Raw genomic sequence first — 20,753 nt, 5'->3', positions numbered from 1 at the left:
TTTTAAACCTGGGCGACTTCTTCCGGTCTAACTCCTACAAACCAATTATAAATTACTTGCCATGAAAAAAATACTCATCATTGCCGTACTGGTAGGAGCTACTTTCGTACAGGCCCAAGCACAACGCAGGGGAAATCAAGAGATCAATCCCGAACAACTTGCTGAACGAATGACCGAACGAATGACCGAAAAACTGAACCTGAGCGAGGTACAGAAAGAACAAGTCCATGCATTGCACCTGGAAGAAGCCCAAAAACGAAAAGCCGCCTGGGAGGAAAGAAGAGAGACCATGGAAAGCATGAAAGCAGAGCGGGAAGCCTACCGAGAGAAAATAGCCGCTGTCCTGAGTCCGGAACAAAAAGAAACCTGGAAATCGCTGCAAGAGGAAAACCGGGAAAGAATGCGGGAAGGCCGCAGGGGACAGGGACCCAGAGGCCGGAACCCACAGCGACCGGCACCTTCGGATAACCAATAAAGAAAATATCAGATTAATTTGGGTTTAATTAACGGATGAAAAGCCGGAGTCTCTGACCTCCGGTTTTTTTTTATGCCGTTTACCGATTTTGTCTTAATTTGGACGAATTCCATGAAAAAAGCGATCATCGTTTTTCAAAAATACCCGAAAGCCGGAACGGTAAAAACCCGTCTGGCCCAAAGCATCGGCGCAGAAAAAGCCGCTCGTTTGTATGCGTTCCTGATTCGTCACACCCACCGGCAACTTGCCGGACTTGACGCGGACATCTTTGTGTTTTACAAAGGCCCGATCTCCCGAAAAGACTATCCCGAAAAAAAGTACCAATTTCATGCACAAGAGTCCGGAGATCTCGGCGCTAAAATGAAACATTCGTTCCGGCAGGTTTTTTCGCAAGGATACGAACAGGCACTGGTCATTGGGACAGATTGCTACGAACTTCAAGCCCGCCACATAAACAAGGCTTTTGATTTACTCTTGGATAAGGACCTTGTGCTTGGGCCAGCAGTGGACGGAGGCTATTACCTGCTCGGGCTGCGCAAGCAAGCCGACCTACTTTTTGAAGACATCTCATGGAGTACCTCCACGGTGTTGCAAGAAACGATGCGACGAGCCGAGACCGCAGGACTGTCCCTCGCTTTTCTCGAAAAACTACCGGACGTGGACCGGTACGAAGATTTGGGGGTATTGAAGCAACTGCTCCCAGACCTGTAGGAAATGACTTCGGGCTAGGACTCGCGTCGGGAGGAGAGGCAGCAAAGCGTTGATTATTTCACCAAACCGGCCCATGCCCGGACGGCCCTCCCTCCTTAAAAAAACCACTACCCAAAACAAATGGCAAGTGGGGAATACCTTCAAAAAAAACGCCTACCCCTGGTCGATCAAAAACCGGAGTAGGCGTTTTCCTTCGAAAGAGATGACGCTGAATCAAAATGGTTTTCCCAGTGCAGCATACCATATCCCCCCGTACAGGTGATTGAGAAAATCAGCATCTTCGAACGCTTCCTCCACATGTCCCAGGCCTGTATAAAACACCCTTCCCCCATCGTATTCGTGGTACCAGGAAATGGGGTGTACGGCACCCATTCCCATTTTTTGTCCGTTTCGTTCGCCCACTTCGTACGAGGTCTCGTCCAATTGGACGAGAATATTGACGCTTTCGTTAAAATTTTTAAACTCGTACCACTCGTCGGTTCGGAGCCACTTGTCGTTCAGGTGGTAGGTGGCAGGGTGGTCCCTGTTTACCACCTTCATTCTGGCCGTCTGCTGTTGGGGGTGGTGATTGAATTGTCCACCGATCAACTTGGTATACCAAGGCCAATCGTATTCGGTATCCGTTGCACTGTGCACGCCTACCACCCCTTTTCCGCTCTGCACAAACCGCTCAAAAGCAGCTTTTTCTTCCGCGTTGAAAATGGTACCGGTGGTACTCATCAGAATGATTACATCGTATCGCTCCAAATTTTTGTCGTTGATCAGACTGGCGTCTTCACTGGCGTATACTTGAAACCGATGCTTTTCTCCGAGTTTTTTGATCGCGGCGACTCCTTCCGGTATGGATTGGTGACGAAATCCGGCGGTTTTACTGATCACCAGCGCACGGAACTGCTGTGCCTGACTTAAGGCAGGCAATAAGGTTACGGCCAAACCGAGGGCCAATATGGCCAGGGTTTTGAGTTTATTGTTCATGGAATGCATGGATTTGGTAAGTTAAAACTAAGGACGATAATACAATTATTATTTCACAATGTCGAATTTCTCCCCGGCAACTTTTCGACTGTACGCATTAAAATGCCACCATTCGGAGCCTATTCCTGTGAATCCTCCTTTTTTCATGACATCCCTCAGTATTTGCCGATTCGCTACCTGCTCCGGGCGTAGCTTTCCCTGGGCCAACATCTGTTCTTCCCGATCGGGGTAGGCCGGATAGCCGAAATAGTCGTATCCCGTTCCCATGTCCAGCGGCTCCCCGTTATCTTTCCTGGCAAGGGTTAGGTCCACTGCCACCCCAAAGTTATGCAGGCTTCCTTTTTCAGGGTCGGCTACGTACAGCGGTTTGATGCTGTCCGGTTTGTCCAGCTCATCCCAAAGAATTTGTTGCACGGATTGCGGGCGTACCGCATCGTATACCAAAAAGGTGAGTTCCGGGTACCTATCGGAAAGCTCCAAATAGGCAATTTTGAGCATGTCGGCAACTTCCGGCTGCATGTAGCAGCGGGAAAGGGAGCCATACACGTTTTTTCCAAAAAAATTATCGGTGGAGGCATACTTCAAGTCCACCCGTACTTCCGGAATGATTGCCTGTACATCCACCAACCCGGCCGCGAGGAGCCGCTTTTCCAGTGCGCCCACATCCTGCCCCGGTGCTTGTATTTCTTCGCTCACCGCATCCTCCCTACCCTGACCGACCGGTTTGCTCTCCGATACCAAGGGGGGCATGGGTACAGGTTCTCCGGCGGTTTGTTTTTCAGAAGCCGAATGACAGGCTGCTGCCAGAAAAAAAATCAGTATCCGCCATCCGGTGCTCACGATTCCTTCTTATGCAAAAGTGTCGTACTGGCCTGAGCGGTGGGTAAAATGATCACATCAGCCAGGACCACATGCGGGGGGCGGGTAACTGCATACCGCACCAAATCGGCTACGTCTTCGGCTTGCAGGGGATCGAACCCCCGATATACTCCCGCTGCGCGTTCATCGTCTCCCTTGAACCGGACTAAGGAAAACTCGGTATCCACCAATCCGGGATTGATTGCCATTACCTTTATACCATAAGGATTCAGGTCCAAACGCATGCCCTTGGTGATGGCATCCACGGCATGTTTGGATCCGCAATACACGTTTCCTTTGGGGTACACCTCTTTTCCCGCAGTCGAACCTATATTGATCACCTGACCCGCCTTACGCGCTACCATGCCCGGGAGGATCTTTTTCGACACGTATAGCAGTCCTTTCACATTGATGTCCATCATCGCATCCCAGTCGTCAAGGCTCCCTTCCTGTATGGGGTCCAATCCGTGGGCGTTTCCGGCGTTGTTGATCAAAACGTATATGGACTGCCATTCCGCGGGTAGGGAGTCGATGGCCTCCGCCACGGCCTCCCGATCCCTGACATCAAATACGAGGAAATGATAGGGTGTTCCTTCAGGTAATTCGGCTTTCAATGCTTCGAGTCGTTCTCTTCTCCGACCGCAGCCTATGATAGCGAAGCCTTCTTCTGCCAGGTACCGGGCACAGGCTCTGCCGATACCGGAGGTGGCTCCGGTGATGCATACAATCTTTTTTTCCATGAGGGAATATAGAATTTTTCTGCCTGTTTCAAAAGTAAAAAAACAGCGAATGCCTCGCTTGCTACTGAAAATTAAGGTAGAGGGTGATAGACTTGCGGCGGATATCCTGAATGGCACCCAAGATCCGGTTGTCCGAGTGTCCGGGCTGGTAGAGATTCATCAAACCATGAGAAAAGCGGATCTCCGGAGAAAACTTGAAGTATTGAAAATACAGATCAAAACCCATCCCCATCTCCACCGCCAGGTCCCTTCCTTTCAGCACAACGGGGTCTTCATTGGCTTCTTCCTGATTTTTTGTGCGGATTTGGCCGTTCAAGCCACCCACGAAAAACATCCGGGTATTGTTAAACCGCTCGGATTTGTACTTCAAGAGTAACGGGAACTCGACCAGGGTTTCTTCCGTCAGCAAGGGCACAGTGGTGAAGCCCGTTCCCTCCGGACTGCTGGCGTTGTCACTAAAAAGCTGTAGCTCTGTACGGTACTCATAAAATCCCACTTTGGGAGTAAAGAGCACATTTACCTGATCGTGAATCCTGCCGGTAACTAAAAATCCCAGAGCAAAACCGGGCGAAAAAACCGGCATGATGGCCCGTACATTGTGTAAGTCCGTGTAGCCCGGATCCATAAAATTATCGGAATATTTAATGCGAAGACTACTGTTGTGTGCGGCCAGAAAAAACCCGTAGGAGACGGCCTGATCATCGCTACTCGAAGTATTAAAAAACATTCTTTTCTCCTGCGCCTGCAATGGACACACTCCCGCCAAAAAAGAAATTAGGAGTATAGCGATTATTTTGTACCTGTATAAATGGAACTGATGCCGAAGGTGAGGATTTTGCATTGCGTTTGTTTGAAGCCTACTTTTTCCAGAATGTCAAGAAAATCCCTCCCATCCGGAAAAGCATTTACCGATTCGGGTAAATACGTGTACGCCGAGTGATCTTTCGATATAATCTTACCAATTTGAGGTAAAATATATTTAAAATAAAAGGAATAAACTTGCTTCATCGGAAATTTTTTTGGTTTGGAAAATTCCAGGATCACCGTTTTTCCCCCGGCTTCAACACCCGGTACATGTCTGCGAGTCCTTTTTCCAAATTTTCGAAATTCCTGACACCAAAAGAAACGATGACTGCGTCGAAATTATTTTCCTGAAACAACAACTTTTCCGAGTCGCCCAGCTGAAGCTCTATCAGGTGGTCCAGCTTTCGTTGGCTCATTTTTTTCCTCCCTTCCGCAAGCATGCCTTCCGAAATATCGACCCCGATTACTTTATCCGGCTGAAGGGCCAGCGCCTCAATGGCAAAATCTCCGGTACCTGTCGCAATGTCCAAAATGAATTTGGGACGCTCCTTCTGAAGCATTTTGATCGCCTTTTTTCGCCAGATGATGTCTATGCCCAAACTCAGAAGGTGGTTCAACAAGTCGTACTTCTTGCTGATATTATTGAACATGCTCGCAACCTGCTGCTTTTTACTTTCTTTTTTGTCTTTATACGGTACTACGGCCATGGCTTTCTATTTCGATACAATATTAGTAAGTAAACCTGAGCATTGGAAAATTGTTAATGAATTATTGGTTTTGAGGCCTTGCCGGAAATTGGTTACCTTTGTTGAAAAAAGAGTCATGTTGAAAAATGCACGCTTCCTGGTCAGCAATACGGACCACCGAAAATGTCCGGCGCCCAGCAAACCGGAGTTTGCCTTCATCGGTCGTTCGAACGTGGGCAAAAGCTCGCTGATCAACATGCTTACCAACCACAAGCATTTGGCGAAAATATCCGGGAAGCCGGGGAAAACGCAGTTGATCAACCATTTTTCAATCGACGACCGCTGGTTTATGGTAGACCTGCCGGGCTATGGATTTGCCAAAGTCAATAAGAAACTCAAAGCCGACTGGGACAAAATGATTCGGGCCTACCTGACCGAGCGGGAGAACCTTACCGCCGTATTTGTCTTGGTTGACAGCCGGCTTCCACCCCAGAAAATCGACCTGGAATTCATCCAGTGGTGTGGCCAACTCGAACTTCCATTGGTTCTGCTCTTTACCAAGGCGGACAAACAGTCCCAGTCAAAAACCGCTGAAAACGTCCACCTATTTCTGGACGAAATGGAGAAATTATTTGTAGAAGCCCCGGAATTTTTCGTTACCTCCGCCGTCAACCGGCAAGGTCGGGATGAACTGATCCAATTTATAGAAGAAAACGTTACCGAATGGTACGAGCCCGGCGAAGTAACTTGATCAATCCTGCCGAAACCGTATATTTGCAGCCTGAAAACAAACTAGCCATCATGGAATTTAAAGACATCGCCACCGTTTCCGGAAAACCAGGACTTTACAAAGTACTAAAACCCAGCCGTAGTGGGGTCATTCTGGAGTCTCTGGATGAAAAAAAAGGAAAATTGGTCGTAGGGGCCGCCCAACGGGTATCTTTGCTCAGCGAGATTTCCATTTACACCCTGACCGAAGAAGGAGCCTCTCCGCTGAAAGAGGTACTCGTAAAAATCGAAAAGGAGTTCAAAGGCGATACCGGACTGGAGGGCGCCGACAAAGAAGAATACCAGGCATTCATGAAACACATATTGCCCGAATTTGACGAAGACCGGGTCTATGCCTCCGATGTGAAAAAACTGATCAGCTGGTACCACATTATTCGCGCGCAGTGCCCGGAAGTGCTGGAAGCGTCCTCCGATGCAAATTCCGGAGAAGCAAGTCCTGACAGCGATTCGGAGAAAACGGAAGGATCGTGAACGAGCCGGAAAAAGCAGGACCTGCTGCCATTCAGTCCGGTGCCGCGGACTTGACCGAATTGCTGCAACTGGCGGAAATTCCCCAGGTACGGGATCGGGAAAGTTTGGCGGCCGCCATCGCTCCTGTGATTCGCAGCTTACTGAACGGGCGATTGGAGGAATTGCTGCACCTGTGTTATCGCCTCGACCTGGGAGAAGAAAAGCTGCAACGCATCCTCTCTGAAAGTCCTCCTGAGGTAATGGCCCGGGACCTCTCCCTGGCAATCGTGGACCGGCAACTGGTAAAGGTTTATTTTCGAAACAACTACCGTTAGCCCAGCAGGGCTTTCTCCAGTCCTGCAACCATATTTTTTGAACCAATGTAAATCGGCGTTCGCTGATGCAGGCTCTGTGGAACAATGTCCAGAATCCGCTCGGTTCCATTAGTGGCCGCCCCTCCCACTTGCTCGGCAATAAACGCCAGGGCATTTGCCTCGTACATCAGCCTGATTTTACCATTCGGTGCCTGAGAAGTCGGAGGATACAGGTAAATTCCCCCCTTCAGCAGGTTTCGGTGAAAATCCGCTACGAGGCTTCCGATATACCGGGCGGTGGCTCCTTTCCGCTTACATCCTTCCAGGTAGGACAGAATGTTGGGGTTGATATGGGGAGTCAAACCTTCGTTGATGGTATAAATCACTCCGTCTACCGGCATTTGCATCTGGGGATGCGACAGAAAAAACTCGCCCAAAGACCGCTCGTAGGTAAATCCGTTGGCACCGTTTCCGGTAGAATATACCAGCATGGTGGATGAACCGTACAACACGTAACCCGCAGCTACCTGATCGGACCCCTTCTGCAATACATCCTGCTCCTGTATGGGAGACCCGGTGGGCGTCTTTCTCCGATATATGGAAAAGATGGTGCCGATAGAAACATTGACATCGATATTGGACGAACCGTCCAGTGGATCAATGGCCACCACGTATTTTCCCTTGCTGTTCTCCAGATCTATGACCAGGTCTTCCTCTTCGGAAACCACCGCACAGACTTCTCCTCCCTTTGTCAGTGCTCGGGTGAATCGCACATTGGCCACCACATCCAATTTTTGCTGCTCTTCTCCTTGTACATTGGTCTGCCCGAAAGCACCTGTTACATCCGAAAGCCCCGCCCGGCTAATTTCTCTGGAAACGATCTTGGAGGCCAGGGCAATGTCTCGCAGGATTTGGGACAATTCACCCGTAGCGTACGGAAAATCTTGCTGCTTGCTTTTAATAAACCGGTCCAGGGTCACCCCTACCTTGTAGGTCAGTTTACCCGAGTCTTGTTTGTAAGGCTGTGTCTTCATACCTTTGAAGTTAATTCATTATCTTCAAATCATTGGCCTTTCTTTTCTATTTTTCATGATACAACCCCTCGTTTTCAAGTTTGGTGGTGCATCGATCAAAGACGCCGCATCCATAATAAATATCGCTCAACTGGTAAAAAAACGATGGACCAACGGCCTGGTATTGGTGGTATCTGCGGCCGGGAATACCACCGACCGCCTGGAGCAATTGATCGAACTTTCGCTTGAAAATAAAAGATTTGACAGGCAATTGCTGGAATTATTGACCTACCACGAAGACCTCTGCCGGGGCCTTTTTTCCCCCGGACACGCCATTTTCTCCCGGGTTGACAATCATTTCGCGCAATTGCACCGACTACTGGAAACACCTAGCCTGAAAACAGAAGAAGGGTTTTTCTACGATCAAATTATCGGATACGGAGAGCTAATTTCCACGCGTATCCTCCAGGAATACCTCTGCGAAACCGGCAACCCGTGCATTTGGCAGGATGCCCGAGAACTGGTGCGCACAGATTCCACTACCCGGATGGCACGGGTAGATTGGGCCTTAACCATGCAGCATTGCCGGCGGATATTGATTCCAAAACTCGAAAAATTCCCCGTGGTCACTCAGGGCTTTATCGGCACCGATTTGCTGGGCAATACCACCACCCTGGGGCGGGAAGGCTCGGATTTTACGGCTGCCATCCTGGGCGTGAGCCTGGGAGCATCCGCCGTCACCATTTGGAAGGACGTGGCGGGTATCCTAAATGGAGATCCGGATATATTTCCGGATGCAGTTAAATTCGATTACCTGGATTTTGAAGAAGCCGCCGAGATGACCTATTACGGGGCAAAGGTGATTCACCCCAAAACGATCAAACCCCTGGCCAAGCACGGCATCCCCTTGTATGTCAAGTCTTTTGTGAACCCGGAAATGGCCGGAACGGTCATTGGTTCCTTTGGACAGGCGCCGCGTATCCCAATCACCATTTTCAAAAGTAACCTGACAATGATTAACCTGCGAATTCGCGACCTGTCCATGGTCGGCGGATTCCATTTCGAATTTGTCTACGAAGCAGCGAAAAAAGCCAACTGGCGCATTCAACTGATACAGGCCTCTGGCGCACACCTACAGGTGGTCATTCAGGACATGCCCCTTTCGGAAGAGCAATTGGCCAGGCCTTTTCGGGAGGTATTCCACGTGCAAATCAGAAGGCAGCTCCAGATGGTCACGGTCAAAAATCCTACCGAGGCAGCGGTGAAACACTATCGGCAGGTTGCCGAAAAGTGCTTCCTGGAGCAAAAAACCCCGGAACTCGTTCAATGGATCTACGAACCGGAAACGCCCTGACGGGATCGCCTGGCCGGGGAAAATCGGCAGCCGGTATTCCCCGAAACGCCCAGGGCTAGTCCAAAAACCGCCTGAGGGTGTGTTCAATTCCCGATAAATAAGCCTTCCCAAACAAATTGAGGTGCACCAGTAGGGGATACAGGTTGTACACCGCTACGCGTTCATCAAAGCCCTGCTCCAGGGGAAAAACGGACCGATATGCCTCATAGAACCGGTCATCAAAGCCGCCGAATAGGCGGGAAAAGGCAAGATCTACCTCCCGATGACCGAAATAAACGGCCGGGTCGATCAATGCCGGCGCTCCCGTGGCATCGGGAAGAACGTTTCCTGACCACAGGTCACCGTGGAGCAGCGCAGGCTTTTCTGAAGGAAAAAAATCCTGCAAATGCTCGTACAGCGAACGGAAACGTGCCATAAAATCCGAGTCGATCAGCTGGTTGTAAAAAGCAAGTTGCAATTGGGGCTCCAGCCTGTTTTCCACAAAAAAATCGTACCAACGGGACTTGGGTTTGTTTTTTTGGGCCAGCACGGCGATGTAATTGTTACGGTCCAAACCAAAGCTTTCTGAAGTGCACATATGCAATTCTGCCAGGCCCTCTCCCAGCTGTTCGGAATAATCTGCCTGCTCCGGGCCGCTACCGATCCAATCCATCAGAAGAAAATGCCGGTCTTCATGGCTTCCACATGCCAGCGTCTGCGGTACGTAAAGGCTACAATGAGCGCGCAACCGATCCAAGCCCTCGCGTTCCCGCTCAAAAATTTCCGGAGAAGACTCGTGATTCGTTTTTAAAAAATACTCACCGGCATCCGTTTCCAGGTAAATGGCTTGACTTCGGGTACCTGCCGCCACCAGCCGGTACTGCCGGATTGCGGGCACCCGGCCAAAGGCCTGAAGGCATACGCTTTCAAAAAGACCCTCAAGTGATTCCATTCAGTCGGTGCTTTTTTTCCAGCTCCTGAATGAAGCCATCCAGCGCCTCGTTCAGGATTTCAAAAACTTTTTGAAACCCCTCTTCCCCGCCGTAGTACGGGTCCGGCACCTCTAAAAACTCCGGGGAAGGCTGAAATTCCCGCATTAAGTGAAGGTTTCGCGCCGGTAGCCCCACCTCTTTGGACAATTTTAGGATGTTTTCCAGATTGGAATGGTCCATGGCAATCAGGTAATCAAAATCCCGGAAATCGGTGCGGTGCAATTGCCTGCCACGATGGTTCATATCGATCCCGTTTCGTTGTGCACAAGTCAGCGCCCGCTCGTCAGGAAGCTCTCCAATATGGTAATCCGATGTACCACAACTATCCGCCTTCACCTGAGATGCATAGGGCTTACCGGAAATTTTATGCGCAAATAAGGCCTCTGCCAGAGGAGAGCGGCAAATGTTTCCAAGGCAAACAAACAAGACTTTGATCATAAAACCATCGTTTTCCGGATTTACCTGACCAACCCGGCGACTCAGGTTGAAGGTTAACTGAACTGGCTTTCAATTTAAATAAAGGAAAGAACTATCCATATGAATTTCTTAAAATAATGCCTAATTTTGCGGGCTGAACCGAGAGGAGGAATGGCTAGCCGACAAAACCTGGACATTTTCGGCCAAAGAATCCCAGGTTTTCGCTGGTATCGAAGCCCGGCCGGAACCACCTATCCTGCTGCCTGGTCCGACTGCCAATCTTTTTGGCTCGCTCGCTTTTCGGATGACCGGCATAACAGCGGCAGGGTCTTCCCCCTGTTCCCCTCGCGGAGCGACGCGTCGTCTGGCCGCTGCCGGGCAGGCGGGTTAAACGAGTTACTGCTCCCGCTGCACCGATGGGTTTTCATCCCCTCCTGGAATTCCGCTGCTACTTTTGTATTGGCGGTAGCCGGATCGAAGCGATGACTGACATGCAGGAATCTCGAAAATGTCAAAAAGCTCCTGCATCGAGAACCAAACCGAAGCTTTTGTAGTTGAGGAAGTATCGGTGGTTAATTGAGAAAAAACAGAATTATTTTCTTATTCTAATCATAAATTTATCTATAAACAATTAAAATCTATTTTATGTCACTAGTTGGAAAAAAAGCACCTTTATTTAATGCCCCCGCTGTAGTCGATGGAGAAGAAATCGTAGAAAACTTCTCCCTGGAGCAGTACATTGGGAATAAAGATGTGATTTTCTTTTTTTACCCCAAGGATTTTACCTTCGTTTGTCCCACTGAAATTTTGGCTTTCCAGGAAAAGTTGGAAGAATTCGAAAAAAGAGGCGTGGCCGTAATTGGTGCTTCCTGCGATACGGAAGAGTCTCACCTGGCCTGGTTAAATACCCCTAAAGAGGAAGGAGGAATTCAAGGCGTAACCTATCCAATTGTCGCCGATCCGGTAAAAACCATCGCGCACAATTTTGGCGTGCTTGCCGGTGATTGGAACTACAACGAAGAAGGCCAACTTACCTACGATGGCCTTCCAGTGGCCTACCGGGCCACCTTTCTTATCGATAAAGAAGGCACCATCCGGCACGAAACCGTAAACGATTTGCCTTTGGGAAGAAATATCGACGAAATGCTGCGACTCATCGACGCGCTCCGGCATGTGGAAAAATTTGGAGAAGTTTGTCCGGCAAACTGGGAAGAAGGTAAAGAAGCCATGTCTGCCACTCGCGAGGGGGTATCCGCCTACCTGTCCAACAAATAACATAACCTCCGCCCATGGCGTTTTCAAAAGCCCTGCAGCTATGTGCAGGGCTTTTTTTGCTTTGATCCATTCTTTTTGTGCTGCCCGCTAACCTTTTTGGATTGGGATGGTTAAATTTACCGGTATGGCCGAATCTCCCAAAATATCCGTATTGATCGCCACGTACAATACCCCTTTTCACCTGGTGAAGCGGGCCATTGATTCGCTTTGGCAACAGACCTTTCGGGATTTTGAAGTCATTCTTGTGGACGATGGCTCTACAAATGATGCCCGGCATGAATTGTATAGCTACTGCATGCGGAACGAGGAGCGCCTGGTATACCTCCGACAACACAATCAGGGCCAATCCAGGGCCATCAACCGTGCAGTGCTGCTCAGCAGCGGCACCTATCTGTCCATCCTGGATGCCGACGACGAGTACCGGCCCGAACACCTGCAGGCATGCCTGCGTCAGATGGAGTACTACGACCTGATTGCCTCCACCACCGAAACCATCGTGGCGAAAGAAGAAGACTACTACGTGACCGACCGGCACCAACCGGAACGCCTGGTACACGTGGACGACTGCATCCTTTTCGCAACGTTATTCGGAAAAAAAGAGGTATTTGAAGGCCGGTCCTTTAAAGACGGCTACGCTGCCGATGCTGATTTTTTTGACTGGGCCAAGGAGCGGTACCGCGTAGGAAAGGTAGACCTACGTACCTATATCTATTACCGCAACCATCCCGATAGTACCTGTGAGCGCATGAAAATCAAATGCTCGGGTAAAAAACGCTCCGCACCCCTCTGAGAAAATTAAATCGCCTACCGAGGTCAGTTGCAATTTCTGTGCATGAGTTTATGTTGTACCTTTGGCCAAAACGAAACACAGACGATGGGTACTCCTTTTTCCTCCCAGGCTTCCTGCTGCGATCAGTCACCCGATCCCCGCGAAACCATTCCTTCCAGATGGTTTCATTACTGGCAGGAATGGAAAAGCAGTATTCTCAGTTTACTGGCCCTCCTGTTGGCCGCGATCGGAGAAGCCCTGTATCCCTACGAACTCCTAAACCTATCGGTCTGGCTGCCCCTGTACCTACTGGCGTACGGACTGGTGGGTTGGTCCGTCCTTAAAAAGGCCGGGGAGCTGATTCTAAAAGGGGAAGTTTTTACCGAATTTTTTTTGATGGCAATCGCTACGCTGGGCGCCTTTGCCATTGGAGAATACCCGGAGGCCGTGACCGTCATGCTCTTTTACACCGTCGGTGAAATCTTGCAGCATCAGGCGGTAAGCAAGGCGAAGGGAAACATTCAGGCCCTGCTCGATCTGCGGCCCAGCCGGGCACGAGTCATTCGTGAGGGGCAGGCTGAATGGGTACAGCCAGAAACCGTGGCCGTAGGAGAAATCCTGGAAATTCAGGCCGGAGAAAGTGTGCCCCTGGACGGAATCTTACAGCAGGGTACCGGAAGCTTCAATACGGCGGCGATCACCGGGGAAAGCGTTCCCCGCCGAATCGGTGCCGGAGAAGAGGTATTGGCCGGTATGGTCAACCTGCAACAGCTCCTCAAAATCCAGGTGTCCCGCTCGTTCCAGGAAAGCTCTTTGTCAAAAATCATCCGTACGGTGCAGGAAGCAACGGCGAAAAAAGCAAAAACGGAGCAATTTATCCGCAAATTTGCCAAAGTCTACACACCCATCGTCACTTATCTGGCGCTGGCATTGGTGCTGCTCCCCTACCTGTTTGTTGACCCCTATGTATTCAGTGACTGGCTCTACCGGGCCCTGGTATTTTTGGTCATCTCCTGTCCTTGTGCCCTGGTGATTTCCATCCCGCTAGGCTATTTTGGGGGAATAGGAGCGGCCTCCAGAAAAGGGATTCTCTTCAAAGGATCCAATTACCTGGATCAGATAACGCGGGTCACTACGGTGATTTTTGACAAGACCGGGACCTTGACGAAAGGGGTTTTTTCCGTTCAAGAAGAAAAAGCGGTAGCAAGGGCCCATCCGGATTGGAAAATGCTGGCCCTCAGCCTCGAATCCAAATCCAACCACCCAATCGCTGCGGCATTCGTCCAATACCTGGGAAAATCTCCCCATCCGGTATCGGAGCTCCGGGAACATGCCGGACAGGGGCTCTCCGGTACCGTCCAGAACCAGGCCGTATTGGTGGGCAACCGAATACTGCTTGAGCGAATGCAGGTCCAAAACGTTCCCGCTACCTCTGTCTCTGATAAAACGATCGTACATGTAGCCGTGGAAGGAAATTACTGCGGGTATTTCGCACTCGCTGACGAATTGAAACCCGATGCGCGTCAAGCTTTCAGGGATTTGGATAGCTTGGGGATTTCGGAAACGGGAATCCTATCCGGCGACCGGCAGGAAATCGTGCAGGCATTGGGCAGGGAATTGGGAGCCAGCCAAGCCAGGGGCGATCTGCTGCCGGAGGAAAAAAGCGCCTGGCTGGAAAATGAGAAGAAGCAAGCCGGCCGGGTGTTGGCTTTTGTGGGGGATGGGATCAACGACGCACCCGCCCTGGCGGTAGCGGATATTGGCATCGCCATGGGTGGTCTGGGCAGCGATCTGGCCATCGAAACCGCCAATGTGGTGATTCAGACCGATCGCCCCTCCCGGGTAGCCCTTGCCATTCGCATTGGAAAAACAACAAAAAATATTGTATGGCAAAACATTGGTATGGCTTTCGGTGTAAAGTTCCTGGTGTTGGCATTGGGGGCGGCCGGACTGGCAGGCATGTGGGAAGCCGTGTTTGCCGACGTGGGAGTTGCCCTCCTGGCCATACTCAACGCTATCCGAATTACCAAGATTTATTCGTAACCTGAGAAAACATGCTTTTTTACGAAACCGACCCACTGGATGCCGTATGGATGACTGTCAAAAAGGAACTGCAGCGGGCTGCGCTTGATAAAAAACATCCCTTTCGGTTTGTGGTGCTGAGCAGTTCCTCAGAAAGTCGCCCGGATGCCCGCTACGTAGTCCTGCGAAAGACGGAAGGTGACTTCTGCTGCTATATCTATACCGACAGCCGCAGTCATAAAGTTTTTCAACTGGAGCAGCAACCCGCCGTGACCCTGCTTTTTTACCATCCCCAAAAGCGATGCCAGGTCAAAATACAGGGCCGGGCCACCATCCACCGGCAGGATCCGGTAAGCAAAAGCCATTGGGCAAACGTACAGGGGGAGGCCCAAAAGGCCTACCAATCCATCCTTGCTCCCGGCACGCCGATCGAAACCCCAGCTGCTGCCCATACCTGGGAGCAGGCAGGGGATTCGCGCCATTTTACGGTGATCGCCATTCAGGCAGAGGCCGTGGAATGCCTGCAATTAAACGGGCTGCAGCACCTTCGTGTCGTCTTTCGAAAAGACGCAGGCGGCTGGTCCGGCCACTGGCTGGCACCCTAAGCAAGTACCATTCCTCTCCAAGTAGATTGCTGGTAAAAAATAAAAGCCTTATCTTGACTTTCTTTAGATTCAGGAAATAACCTTTATTCGAAACGCATGCAAACCAGAAGAGATTTTATCAAAAAAACCGGTATGGCCTCGGCCTTGCTTGGTTTGGGAATCGGTTCGGAGGCTTTCTCCCGGCCTGCCCGCGCGGAATTGTACAAAATATCGCTGGCCGAATGGTCCGTGAATAAGCTCTTGTTTTCCGGGAAAATGGACCACCTGGATTTTCCAGTACTGGCGAAAAAACACGGCATTCATGCAGTGGAATACGTCAACCAGTTTTTTATGGACAAAGCCCAGGACCAGGCCTACCTGCGCGAAATGAAAACCCGTGCAGCCGGAGAGGGGGTCACCTCGGTATTGATCATGTGTGATCGGGAAGGACAACTCGGTGCGGCGGATGCCGCCGAGCGGGCAACCACCGTAGAGAATCACAAAAAGTGGGTAGAAGCAGCAAAATTTCTGGGATGCCACGCCATCCGGGTAAACGGCTATTCTTCGGTGGATTACAGTTCCGACCGGCAGGCCTTTAAGGAATCCATGAAGCTGGTAGCCGATGGGCTGCATCAGCTTTGTGAGTTTGCGGATACCATGGATATCGGCGTGACCATCGAAAATCACGGGGGTTTTTCCAGCAACGGCAAGTGGCTATCCGGAGTGATGAAAGCCGCCGATCATCCCCGCGCGGGCACACTACCGGATTTTGGCAATTTCCAAATCAGCCGCAATGAAGGCGCGCAGCCGATCTCCTACGATTCGTACAAGGGTGTAAAAGAGCTGATGCCCTATGCACAGGGAGTCAGCGTGAAAACCACTGTCTGGGACAACAAAGGCAATCAGTATCCGCTGGATTACGAAAAAATGATGCGCATCGTGCTGAAAGCGGGTTACCGCTCCTGGTGTGGCATCGAGTACGGAGAGGCTGGCCGCGAATGGGAAAGCATCGTGGAAGTCAGAAAGCAACTGGAGGCCACCGAAGCAGCGCTTCAGGGGTCCTTTTCGGCTTAATCCAATAAAAAGACGGTCATGCTCCGGGGACCATGCGCCCCGATGACCAGCGATTGCTCAATGTCAGCAGTTTTAGAGGGCCCGGCTATGAATACACCGTAGCCGGGCGCTTGTACGTCTATTCGGGCATACACCTCGTGCATGTTCCCCAACAGCCGGTCCTTTTTCAACAATACGATCAGGTGCTGCGCGATAAAGGGCAGCGCCCGATGGTGCAATTTTTCTTCGGGAAGCCAAATGGCTCCGTTTTCTGCCACTCCCCAGTCTCCTTCCAGAATGGCCAGATCCACGTGTTCCAGTTCATGGGGATCCTCTGCCATCGCAACATTAAAATTTCCCGGAACGGCTTCGCTCAGGGAGACGATCATTTGACTTTCCCGGAAATGCTCCTTAATGAAGGCCAGCACCTCTTCAGGACCACCGACTTCCAGGCACTTTCCTCCATTTCCTGCCAAACCAATCGTGTATTGGGCGGGCAGGTCGCTGTCGTAAGGAAACTCCGGCTGTTCCGGCAAGGGGAGTAAATCGGGTTTATTTTGCTGGATGGCCGCTAGAATACGTTCTTTACTGCTCATTTGTTTCTGTTTTTCTTGTACCAATCCTTGAAGCTTTCCTTGGGTACTTCCGGCAGCTCCCGGTGTTTGCCCCAGGCATTGAAACTGTTGTAAACAAAGCCTCTGGGGCTGATGGAAAGGGACTTTCGGGCCATTTTACCCATCAGGTCAAACAACCTGGGTTTGGACATCACCTGCCCGCCAAAACGCATGGCCCATTTTTTGGAGGCCTGTGGCGGTCCGTCTTTGGTAATCACTTGCCGCCATTTATACAGCTGTTCGTGGATGTTGATTTTTACCGGACACACGTCCGAGCAGGAGCCGCACAGGGTGGAAGCAAACGGGAGCGTGCTGTATTTCTTCAAGTCCATGCCGGGCGAAAGTATGGAACCAATGGGTCCCGGCACGGTGGAGTTGTAGCTGAAGCCGCTGCTTCTTCGGTAAATCGGACAGGTATTCATACAGGCCCCGCATCGGATACATTTGAGCGAGTTTCTGAAATCCTCCCGGCCCAATTGCTTGGTCCTGCCGTTATCCACCAGGATGAGGTACATTTTCTTATCTTTCCTGGGTCGGTGAAAATGCGAGTTGTAGTTGGTAATGCTCTGCCCAGTGGCACTGCGGGCCAATAGGCGTAGGAAAATCCCCAGGTCGGCCGCCCTTGGCACCAATTTCTCGATGCCCATGCAGGCGATGTGGATATCGGCCAGATGGGTACCCATATCGGCATTGCCTTCGTTGGTGCAGACCACAAAGCCACCCGTCTCGGCGATGCCAAAGTTAACGCCCGTGATTGCGGCATGCGCCTGAATGAATTTTTGCCGCAGGTGTTGCCGGGCAGCCTCTGTCAGGTATTGGGGGTCATCGGCCCCTTCTTCGGTACCCAGGTGCTTGTGAAAAATATCGCCAATCTCTTTTTTCTTCAGGTGAATGGCCGGCATCACGATATGGCTGGGCACCTGCTTGTTAAACTGAATGATCCGCTCACCCAGATCGGTGTCTACAACCTCGTAGCCCTTGTCTTCCAGAAAGTGATTCAAACCGCATTCCTCTGTCAGGATGGATTTACTTTTTACCAGTTGTTTTACCTGGTTTTCCTCCAGGATGCGCAAGACATGCTCGTTGTGCTCTTGGGCGTCTTTTGCCCACAGTACTTCTATGCCATTGGCGGTTGCATTCTTTTCAAATTGAAGCAGCAAGGTGTCCAGATTGGAAAGCACATGATTTTTTATCTGGGAGGCAAGCGTGCGAAGTTGTTCCCATTCCGGGATCTTCTCCGCAGAGGCATCTCTTTTGCTCCTAACGTGCCAAAGCGTATCGTCGTGCCAGTGACTCCTTTCCGTGTCTTTTAGGAAATCGGCTGCTGCATCCGCATGTGTCTGAGGGAGTTTCATCTGTTTTTTGGTCGTTAATTTTCTGGTCGGTGTCCATTCAGGATTTCTGCGATGTGCATGACCCGGATGGGTTTCTTTTCCCTGCGAAGCAGGCCTTCCAGGTGCATGAGACAGGACATGTCCGCACCTGTGATTACCTGCACCCCTTGTTGCTCGTGGTCCTTGATGCGGTCCCTTCCCATTTCTACGGAAACGGCCTCTTCAAAAACTGCAAAGGTGCCACCAAATCCACAGCATTCGTCTTTTCTTGTCAATTGAACCAGGTCGATGTCCTTGACCATTTCGAGCAAGCGCAAGGGTTTATTAAATTCCGGTACCATCAGTTCGGAAGGTTTGGCCAGGTGAAGCCCCCGTAATCCGTGGCAACTGGCGTGCAGGCCGACCCGAAAGGGAAAGCGGACATCCAGATCGCTTACCTGCAACACATCCGTCAGAAACTCACACAATTCATATATTTTCGGCCCTCCCTCTTTTTCAGAGAGAATATGTTCCTTGGCATGCAGGGTACAGCTACCGGAGGGGCAAACGATGTACTCGTACGCCTCAAAATTTTTCCGAAACAAGCTGGCGGGACCTTCCCCGTACTGTTGGTACCCCGAGTTGGCCATGGGCTGACCGCAGCAGGTTTGTTCTAGGGGGTACTCCACCTCTACGCCGGCTTTTTCCAATAGCTGTAGGCTGGCAATGGCTGCATTGGGATAAAATTGCTCTACGTAACAGGGAATAAATAATCCGACTTTCATTCAGGGCAGGTATTTGGCTATCTAACAAAATAAGGCTGCCTTTGTTGGCAACCGCAGCTAAAGATACGCATCAGAAGGAAATTCGCCAGTAGTTACCCACGAAACTTTTCCCTGCTGATGCGGTACGGCTTACCGGGAAGGTAAATCCTTGGGTACTTAAACTTCTAATAAAAGTACAGGAAAGCAAAAAAGGAACCATCCTGCACTGTGCTGATTTTTGGCTGCCGAAAACTTGCATATTTAATGGAAATCCTTGACCTGGAAAGGTGCGGCCGATACATGGCTGGGAATTTTGACAGGTTGTAGCGGTAGGATTTTGATTGATTAGGGTAGACCTTGTAGCCCGCTTTTTTTTTCATTTTTTTATGTTCCAGGAAATATAGTTAAGGATACCTCCATCTTTTGAAAGCTGATTGCTCGCTACGGGAACGATGCTTGTCCCATTAAACAGTTCCTCAAATTGTTTGATCACTTGATCGTCCTCTTTTCTGTTAAAAGTCGGGAGGAAAACGACACCCTCCATGTGCAGATAGTTGATGTAGTCTCCCGTTGCATCATCTGTTCTTTGGTTGTCAAAGATTGAAGTCGGTAGTTCAAGTACCTCAAGTCCTGTATTGTGCAATGCGGCGTGAAGCGAGCGAACAAATTCTTGGTCAGGCTCCTTTGAATAGTCATTGACAAGTAACGTGTTCTCGTCAAGGAAGCGAACCATTCCGTCACTGTGCCCTGTAAAATCGTCTGGTTGTGTTGGAATCAAAATTAATTGGTCTATCCCAAAAAGTTCTGTGATTTTATCGGTCAGGTGGCGTACGGTATAGGTAGGGTTTTCCTCCATTACTCTTGTAGTCATTATGACCTTATTTTTTGTCCTGGTAACATTACCGCCATCGGCAATGATGTCAGTCACGGAAGGTGAAAGGTCGAGTTGTGCACAGATTAGTGAAGGATCGCTGATTGTTTTATGGTACTTCTTGGGCTTAAGGTATTTCGGGTCGAATTTGAATTGTACAAATTCACTTTCGCTAATCTGTACCGGCATAAAATCAACGCACCAAACATCTTTGGTTTTAGGAAGATAAGCAGGTTCTATTCCGTTTTCGTCAAGGGCCTTTTTGAAGTTCTGGAAAAACAGGGGATAGCGCTTTTCAAGTAAAGGGGAGAGGCCCAGTTTGTTGGTTTCCTTGTCCGTTATCATCCGTTCGCTAACCTGTTTTTTCGTATTTCGGCAATGCAATCCATATCTTTATTCAAAATTTGACAGGTGTATTTAGATAGTTCTTAGGGTAGAATTTAACAATCAGTATCACCACCTTTTTTCCATAAGTCAATGGTTTGTTTAATGAACTCTTCAAGTCCTGTTTCCTGAATTTCAACGTTCTTTTTTATACGAATGCAGCCTTTCCCTTTGTCAAAATTCTTTAGTAATTCCCGGGCATTGTCAACTTTGTTTATAGTCCCAATGTAAAGACTTACATAAGCCCGCTGAGCGTTTAGGTTAAAAATAGTTTTGTCATTATATCTAAACGATAGCATTTTATATTCAATCCCTTCAATTAAGTCAGGCCCGTGCTTTTTAAGCATTTTACGAACCATTAGAAGTTTTTCCTTTCTCCAATCATTTTCAAGTTTGTCAAGGTATTCTCTTGGTGTGTTGACCTCATATTGCATGATGAGTATGTGTTTTATTCTCAGTTTTTAAATGCACTGCAACGGTTTGCATAAACGCAGGGCAGCCGCATAGGCTGACTTGCCGTTTTATACTCTGTTGCAGGCAGTTTTCG

Annotated in this window: 23 protein-coding genes and 1 pseudogene; 11 read left to right on the top strand and 13 right to left on the bottom strand. The window is 49.9% G+C overall.

The window, feature by feature from the left end; genetic code table 11:
• Window positions 1-61: 61 nt before the first annotated feature.
• A complete protein-coding gene (locus tag ABWH99_RS03210; protein ID WP_375584872.1) occupies window positions 62-475 on the top strand; it encodes a DUF4890 domain-containing protein in 414 nt (137 codons plus the stop codon).
• 111 nt (window positions 476-586) lie between these two features.
• Entirely contained in the window at window positions 587-1,186 is a 600-nt protein-coding gene (locus tag ABWH99_RS03205) for a TIGR04282 family arsenosugar biosynthesis glycosyltransferase (RefSeq protein ID WP_375584871.1), read from the top strand.
• 213 nt (window positions 1,187-1,399) lie between these two features.
• Here the strand turns inward: ABWH99_RS03205 and ABWH99_RS03200 are convergent, their stop codons facing one another.
• From ABWH99_RS03200 to ubiE, 5 genes and pseudogenes are all read right to left on the bottom strand, one after another.
• Window positions 1,400-2,170: a ThuA domain-containing protein gene (locus ABWH99_RS03200; RefSeq protein WP_375584870.1), complete on the bottom strand. Its 771-nt coding sequence runs from the start codon at window positions 2,168-2,170 to the stop codon at window positions 1,400-1,402.
• A gap of 39 nt (window positions 2,171-2,209) precedes the next feature.
• Window positions 2,210-3,001 carry a M15 family metallopeptidase gene (locus tag ABWH99_RS03195; protein WP_375584869.1) on the bottom strand — a complete coding sequence of 264 codons (792 nt, stop codon included), beginning with the start codon at window positions 2,999-3,001 and terminating at the stop codon, window positions 2,210-2,212.
• Window positions 2,998-3,759, bottom strand: a complete 762-nt coding sequence (locus tag ABWH99_RS03190; RefSeq protein ID WP_375584868.1) for an SDR family NAD(P)-dependent oxidoreductase — start codon at window positions 3,757-3,759, stop codon at window positions 2,998-3,000. Before ABWH99_RS03190 ends, ABWH99_RS03195 begins: the two co-directional genes overlap by 4 nt.
• A gap of 61 nt (window positions 3,760-3,820) precedes the next feature.
• Complete coding sequence (locus ABWH99_RS03185; protein ID WP_375584867.1) at window positions 3,821-4,600, bottom strand: outer membrane beta-barrel protein; 780 nt, start codon at window positions 4,598-4,600, stop codon at window positions 3,821-3,823.
• Window positions 4,549-5,270: pseudogene (gene ubiE, locus ABWH99_RS03180) on the bottom strand (bifunctional demethylmenaquinone methyltransferase/2-methoxy-6-polyprenyl-1,4-benzoquinol methylase UbiE). Before ubiE ends, ABWH99_RS03185 begins: the two are co-directional and overlap by 52 nt.
• Window positions 5,271-5,385: 115 nt before the next feature.
• On the opposite strand from ubiE, the gene yihA reads away from it, so the two are divergent.
• From yihA to ABWH99_RS03165, 3 genes are read left to right on the top strand one after another with little or no spacing between them, the layout of a single operon-like run.
• Window positions 5,386-6,000 (top strand): ribosome biogenesis GTP-binding protein YihA/YsxC, encoded by a 615-nt coding sequence (yihA, locus tag ABWH99_RS03175; RefSeq protein ID WP_375584866.1) that lies wholly within the window; start codon window positions 5,386-5,388, stop codon window positions 5,998-6,000.
• A gap of 50 nt (window positions 6,001-6,050) precedes the next feature.
• Entirely contained in the window at window positions 6,051-6,509 is a 459-nt protein-coding gene (locus ABWH99_RS03170) for a DUF5606 domain-containing protein (protein WP_375586532.1), read from the top strand.
• Complete coding sequence (locus ABWH99_RS03165; protein WP_375584865.1) at window positions 6,506-6,823, top strand: hypothetical protein; 318 nt, start codon at window positions 6,506-6,508, stop codon at window positions 6,821-6,823. Before ABWH99_RS03170 ends, ABWH99_RS03165 begins: the two co-directional genes overlap by 4 nt.
• Here the strand turns inward: ABWH99_RS03165 and fbp are convergent.
• On the bottom strand, window positions 6,820-7,836 hold the full coding sequence (gene fbp, locus ABWH99_RS03160; protein WP_375584864.1) for a class 1 fructose-bisphosphatase: 1,017 nt from the start codon (window positions 7,834-7,836) through the stop codon (window positions 6,820-6,822). The two genes, ABWH99_RS03165 and fbp, sit on opposite strands and share 4 nt — an antisense overlap.
• A 55-nt stretch (window positions 7,837-7,891) precedes the next feature.
• Here fbp and ABWH99_RS03155 point away from each other — a divergent pair, with 55 nt between their 5' ends.
• Window positions 7,892-9,169 carry an aspartate kinase gene (locus ABWH99_RS03155; protein WP_375584863.1) on the top strand — a complete coding sequence of 426 codons (1,278 nt, stop codon included), beginning with the start codon at window positions 7,892-7,894 and terminating at the stop codon, window positions 9,167-9,169.
• Between the two features lie 55 nt (window positions 9,170-9,224).
• On the opposite strand, the gene ABWH99_RS03150 is transcribed toward ABWH99_RS03155, so the two are convergent.
• A complete protein-coding gene (locus ABWH99_RS03150; protein WP_375584862.1) occupies window positions 9,225-10,100 on the bottom strand; it encodes a fructosamine kinase family protein in 876 nt (291 codons plus the stop codon).
• Window positions 10,087-10,578, bottom strand: a complete 492-nt coding sequence (locus ABWH99_RS03145) for a low molecular weight protein-tyrosine-phosphatase (protein WP_375584861.1) — start codon at window positions 10,576-10,578, stop codon at window positions 10,087-10,089. Before ABWH99_RS03145 ends, ABWH99_RS03150 begins: the two co-directional genes overlap by 14 nt.
• Before the next feature lie 624 nt (window positions 10,579-11,202).
• Between ABWH99_RS03145 and ABWH99_RS03140 the strand changes: the two genes are divergently transcribed.
• From ABWH99_RS03140 to ABWH99_RS03120, 5 genes are all read left to right on the top strand, one after another.
• Entirely contained in the window at window positions 11,203-11,832 is a 630-nt protein-coding gene (locus ABWH99_RS03140) for a peroxiredoxin (protein ID WP_375584860.1), read from the top strand.
• Window positions 11,833-11,956: 124 nt separating this feature from the next.
• Complete coding sequence (locus ABWH99_RS03135; RefSeq protein ID WP_375584859.1) at window positions 11,957-12,622, top strand: glycosyltransferase family 2 protein; 666 nt, start codon at window positions 11,957-11,959, stop codon at window positions 12,620-12,622.
• Between the two features lie 42 nt (window positions 12,623-12,664).
• Window positions 12,665-14,644 (top strand): heavy metal translocating P-type ATPase, encoded by a 1,980-nt coding sequence (locus ABWH99_RS03130; RefSeq protein WP_375584858.1) that lies wholly within the window; start codon window positions 12,665-12,667, stop codon window positions 14,642-14,644.
• 11 nt (window positions 14,645-14,655) lie between these two features.
• Window positions 14,656-15,228, top strand: coding sequence for a pyridoxamine 5'-phosphate oxidase family protein (locus ABWH99_RS03125; protein WP_375584857.1), 573 nt, complete (start codon window positions 14,656-14,658; stop codon window positions 15,226-15,228).
• 96 nt (window positions 15,229-15,324) lie between these two features.
• Entirely contained in the window at window positions 15,325-16,281 is a 957-nt protein-coding gene (locus ABWH99_RS03120; RefSeq protein ID WP_375584856.1) for a TIM barrel protein, read from the top strand.
• On the opposite strand, the gene ABWH99_RS03115 is transcribed toward ABWH99_RS03120, so the two are convergent.
• The 5 genes from ABWH99_RS03115 to ABWH99_RS03095 form a co-directional block, all read right to left on the bottom strand.
• Window positions 16,278-16,856, bottom strand: coding sequence for a lactate utilization protein C (locus tag ABWH99_RS03115; protein WP_375584855.1), 579 nt, complete (start codon window positions 16,854-16,856; stop codon window positions 16,278-16,280). The genes ABWH99_RS03120 and ABWH99_RS03115 overlap by 4 nt on opposite strands.
• Entirely contained in the window at window positions 16,853-18,229 is a 1,377-nt protein-coding gene (locus ABWH99_RS03110) for a lactate utilization protein B (protein ID WP_375584854.1), read from the bottom strand. Before ABWH99_RS03110 ends, ABWH99_RS03115 begins: the two co-directional genes overlap by 4 nt.
• A gap of 14 nt (window positions 18,230-18,243) precedes the next feature.
• Window positions 18,244-18,972 carry a (Fe-S)-binding protein gene (locus tag ABWH99_RS03105; protein WP_375584853.1) on the bottom strand — a complete coding sequence of 243 codons (729 nt, stop codon included), beginning with the start codon at window positions 18,970-18,972 and terminating at the stop codon, window positions 18,244-18,246.
• A 355-nt stretch (window positions 18,973-19,327) separates the two neighbouring features.
• Window positions 19,328-20,167 carry an agmatine deiminase family protein gene (locus ABWH99_RS03100; protein ID WP_375584852.1) on the bottom strand — a complete coding sequence of 280 codons (840 nt, stop codon included), beginning with the start codon at window positions 20,165-20,167 and terminating at the stop codon, window positions 19,328-19,330.
• A gap of 95 nt (window positions 20,168-20,262) precedes the next feature.
• On the bottom strand, window positions 20,263-20,640 hold the full coding sequence (locus tag ABWH99_RS03095; RefSeq protein ID WP_375584851.1) for an iron chaperone: 378 nt from the start codon (window positions 20,638-20,640) through the stop codon (window positions 20,263-20,265).
• Between the last annotated feature and the right edge of the window lie 113 nt (window positions 20,641-20,753).

Origin of the sequence: Cyclobacterium xiamenense (genome assembly GCF_042140265.1) — a bacterium.
Lineage (GTDB): Bacteria > Bacteroidota > Bacteroidia > Cytophagales > Cyclobacteriaceae > Cyclobacterium > Cyclobacterium xiamenense_A.
The sequence above is the reverse complement of the archived record's forward strand: the minus strand, read 5'-3'. Positions and strand labels throughout refer to the sequence as shown.

Excerpts from the sequence above, each read along its gene's own strand:
- yihA (WP_375584866.1), top strand. The coding sequence starts at position 5,386 with ATGTTGAAAAATGCACGCTTCCTGGTCAGCAATACGGACCACCGAAAA.
- ABWH99_RS03120 (WP_375584856.1), top strand. The coding sequence starts at position 15,325 with ATGCAAACCAGAAGAGATTTTATCAAAAAAACCGGTATGGCCTCGGCC.
- ABWH99_RS03100 (WP_375584852.1), bottom strand. The coding sequence starts at position 20,167 with ATGATAACGGACAAGGAAACCAACAAACTGGGCCTCTCCCCTTTACTT.
- ABWH99_RS03105 (WP_375584853.1), bottom strand. The coding sequence starts at position 18,972 with ATGAAAGTCGGATTATTTATTCCCTGTTACGTAGAGCAATTTTATCCC.
- ABWH99_RS03145 (WP_375584861.1), bottom strand. The coding sequence starts at position 10,578 with ATGATCAAAGTCTTGTTTGTTTGCCTTGGAAACATTTGCCGCTCTCCT.
- ABWH99_RS03190 (WP_375584868.1), bottom strand. The coding sequence starts at position 3,759 with ATGGAAAAAAAGATTGTATGCATCACCGGAGCCACCTCCGGTATCGGC.
- ABWH99_RS03170 (WP_375586532.1), top strand. The coding sequence starts at position 6,051 with ATGGAATTTAAAGACATCGCCACCGTTTCCGGAAAACCAGGACTTTAC.
- ABWH99_RS03095 (WP_375584851.1), bottom strand. The coding sequence starts at position 20,640 with ATGCAATATGAGGTCAACACACCAAGAGAATACCTTGACAAACTTGAA.
- ABWH99_RS03205 (WP_375584871.1), top strand. The coding sequence starts at position 587 with ATGAAAAAAGCGATCATCGTTTTTCAAAAATACCCGAAAGCCGGAACG.
- ABWH99_RS03185 (WP_375584867.1), bottom strand. The coding sequence starts at position 4,600 with ATGCAAAATCCTCACCTTCGGCATCAGTTCCATTTATACAGGTACAAA.
- ABWH99_RS03125 (WP_375584857.1), top strand. The coding sequence starts at position 14,656 with ATGCTTTTTTACGAAACCGACCCACTGGATGCCGTATGGATGACTGTC.
- ABWH99_RS03130 (WP_375584858.1), top strand. The coding sequence starts at position 12,665 with ATGAGTTTATGTTGTACCTTTGGCCAAAACGAAACACAGACGATGGGT.
- ABWH99_RS03110 (WP_375584854.1), bottom strand. The coding sequence starts at position 18,229 with ATGAAACTCCCTCAGACACATGCGGATGCAGCAGCCGATTTCCTAAAA.
- ABWH99_RS03115 (WP_375584855.1), bottom strand. The coding sequence starts at position 16,856 with ATGAGCAGTAAAGAACGTATTCTAGCGGCCATCCAGCAAAATAAACCC.
- ABWH99_RS03135 (WP_375584859.1), top strand. The coding sequence starts at position 11,957 with ATGGCCGAATCTCCCAAAATATCCGTATTGATCGCCACGTACAATACC.
- ABWH99_RS03200 (WP_375584870.1), bottom strand. The coding sequence starts at position 2,170 with ATGCATTCCATGAACAATAAACTCAAAACCCTGGCCATATTGGCCCTC.
- ABWH99_RS03210 (WP_375584872.1), top strand. The coding sequence starts at position 62 with ATGAAAAAAATACTCATCATTGCCGTACTGGTAGGAGCTACTTTCGTA.
- ABWH99_RS03150 (WP_375584862.1), bottom strand. The coding sequence starts at position 10,100 with ATGGAATCACTTGAGGGTCTTTTTGAAAGCGTATGCCTTCAGGCCTTT.
- ABWH99_RS03140 (WP_375584860.1), top strand. The coding sequence starts at position 11,203 with ATGTCACTAGTTGGAAAAAAAGCACCTTTATTTAATGCCCCCGCTGTA.
- ABWH99_RS03155 (WP_375584863.1), top strand. The coding sequence starts at position 7,892 with ATGATACAACCCCTCGTTTTCAAGTTTGGTGGTGCATCGATCAAAGAC.
- fbp (WP_375584864.1), bottom strand. The coding sequence starts at position 7,836 with ATGAAGACACAGCCTTACAAACAAGACTCGGGTAAACTGACCTACAAG.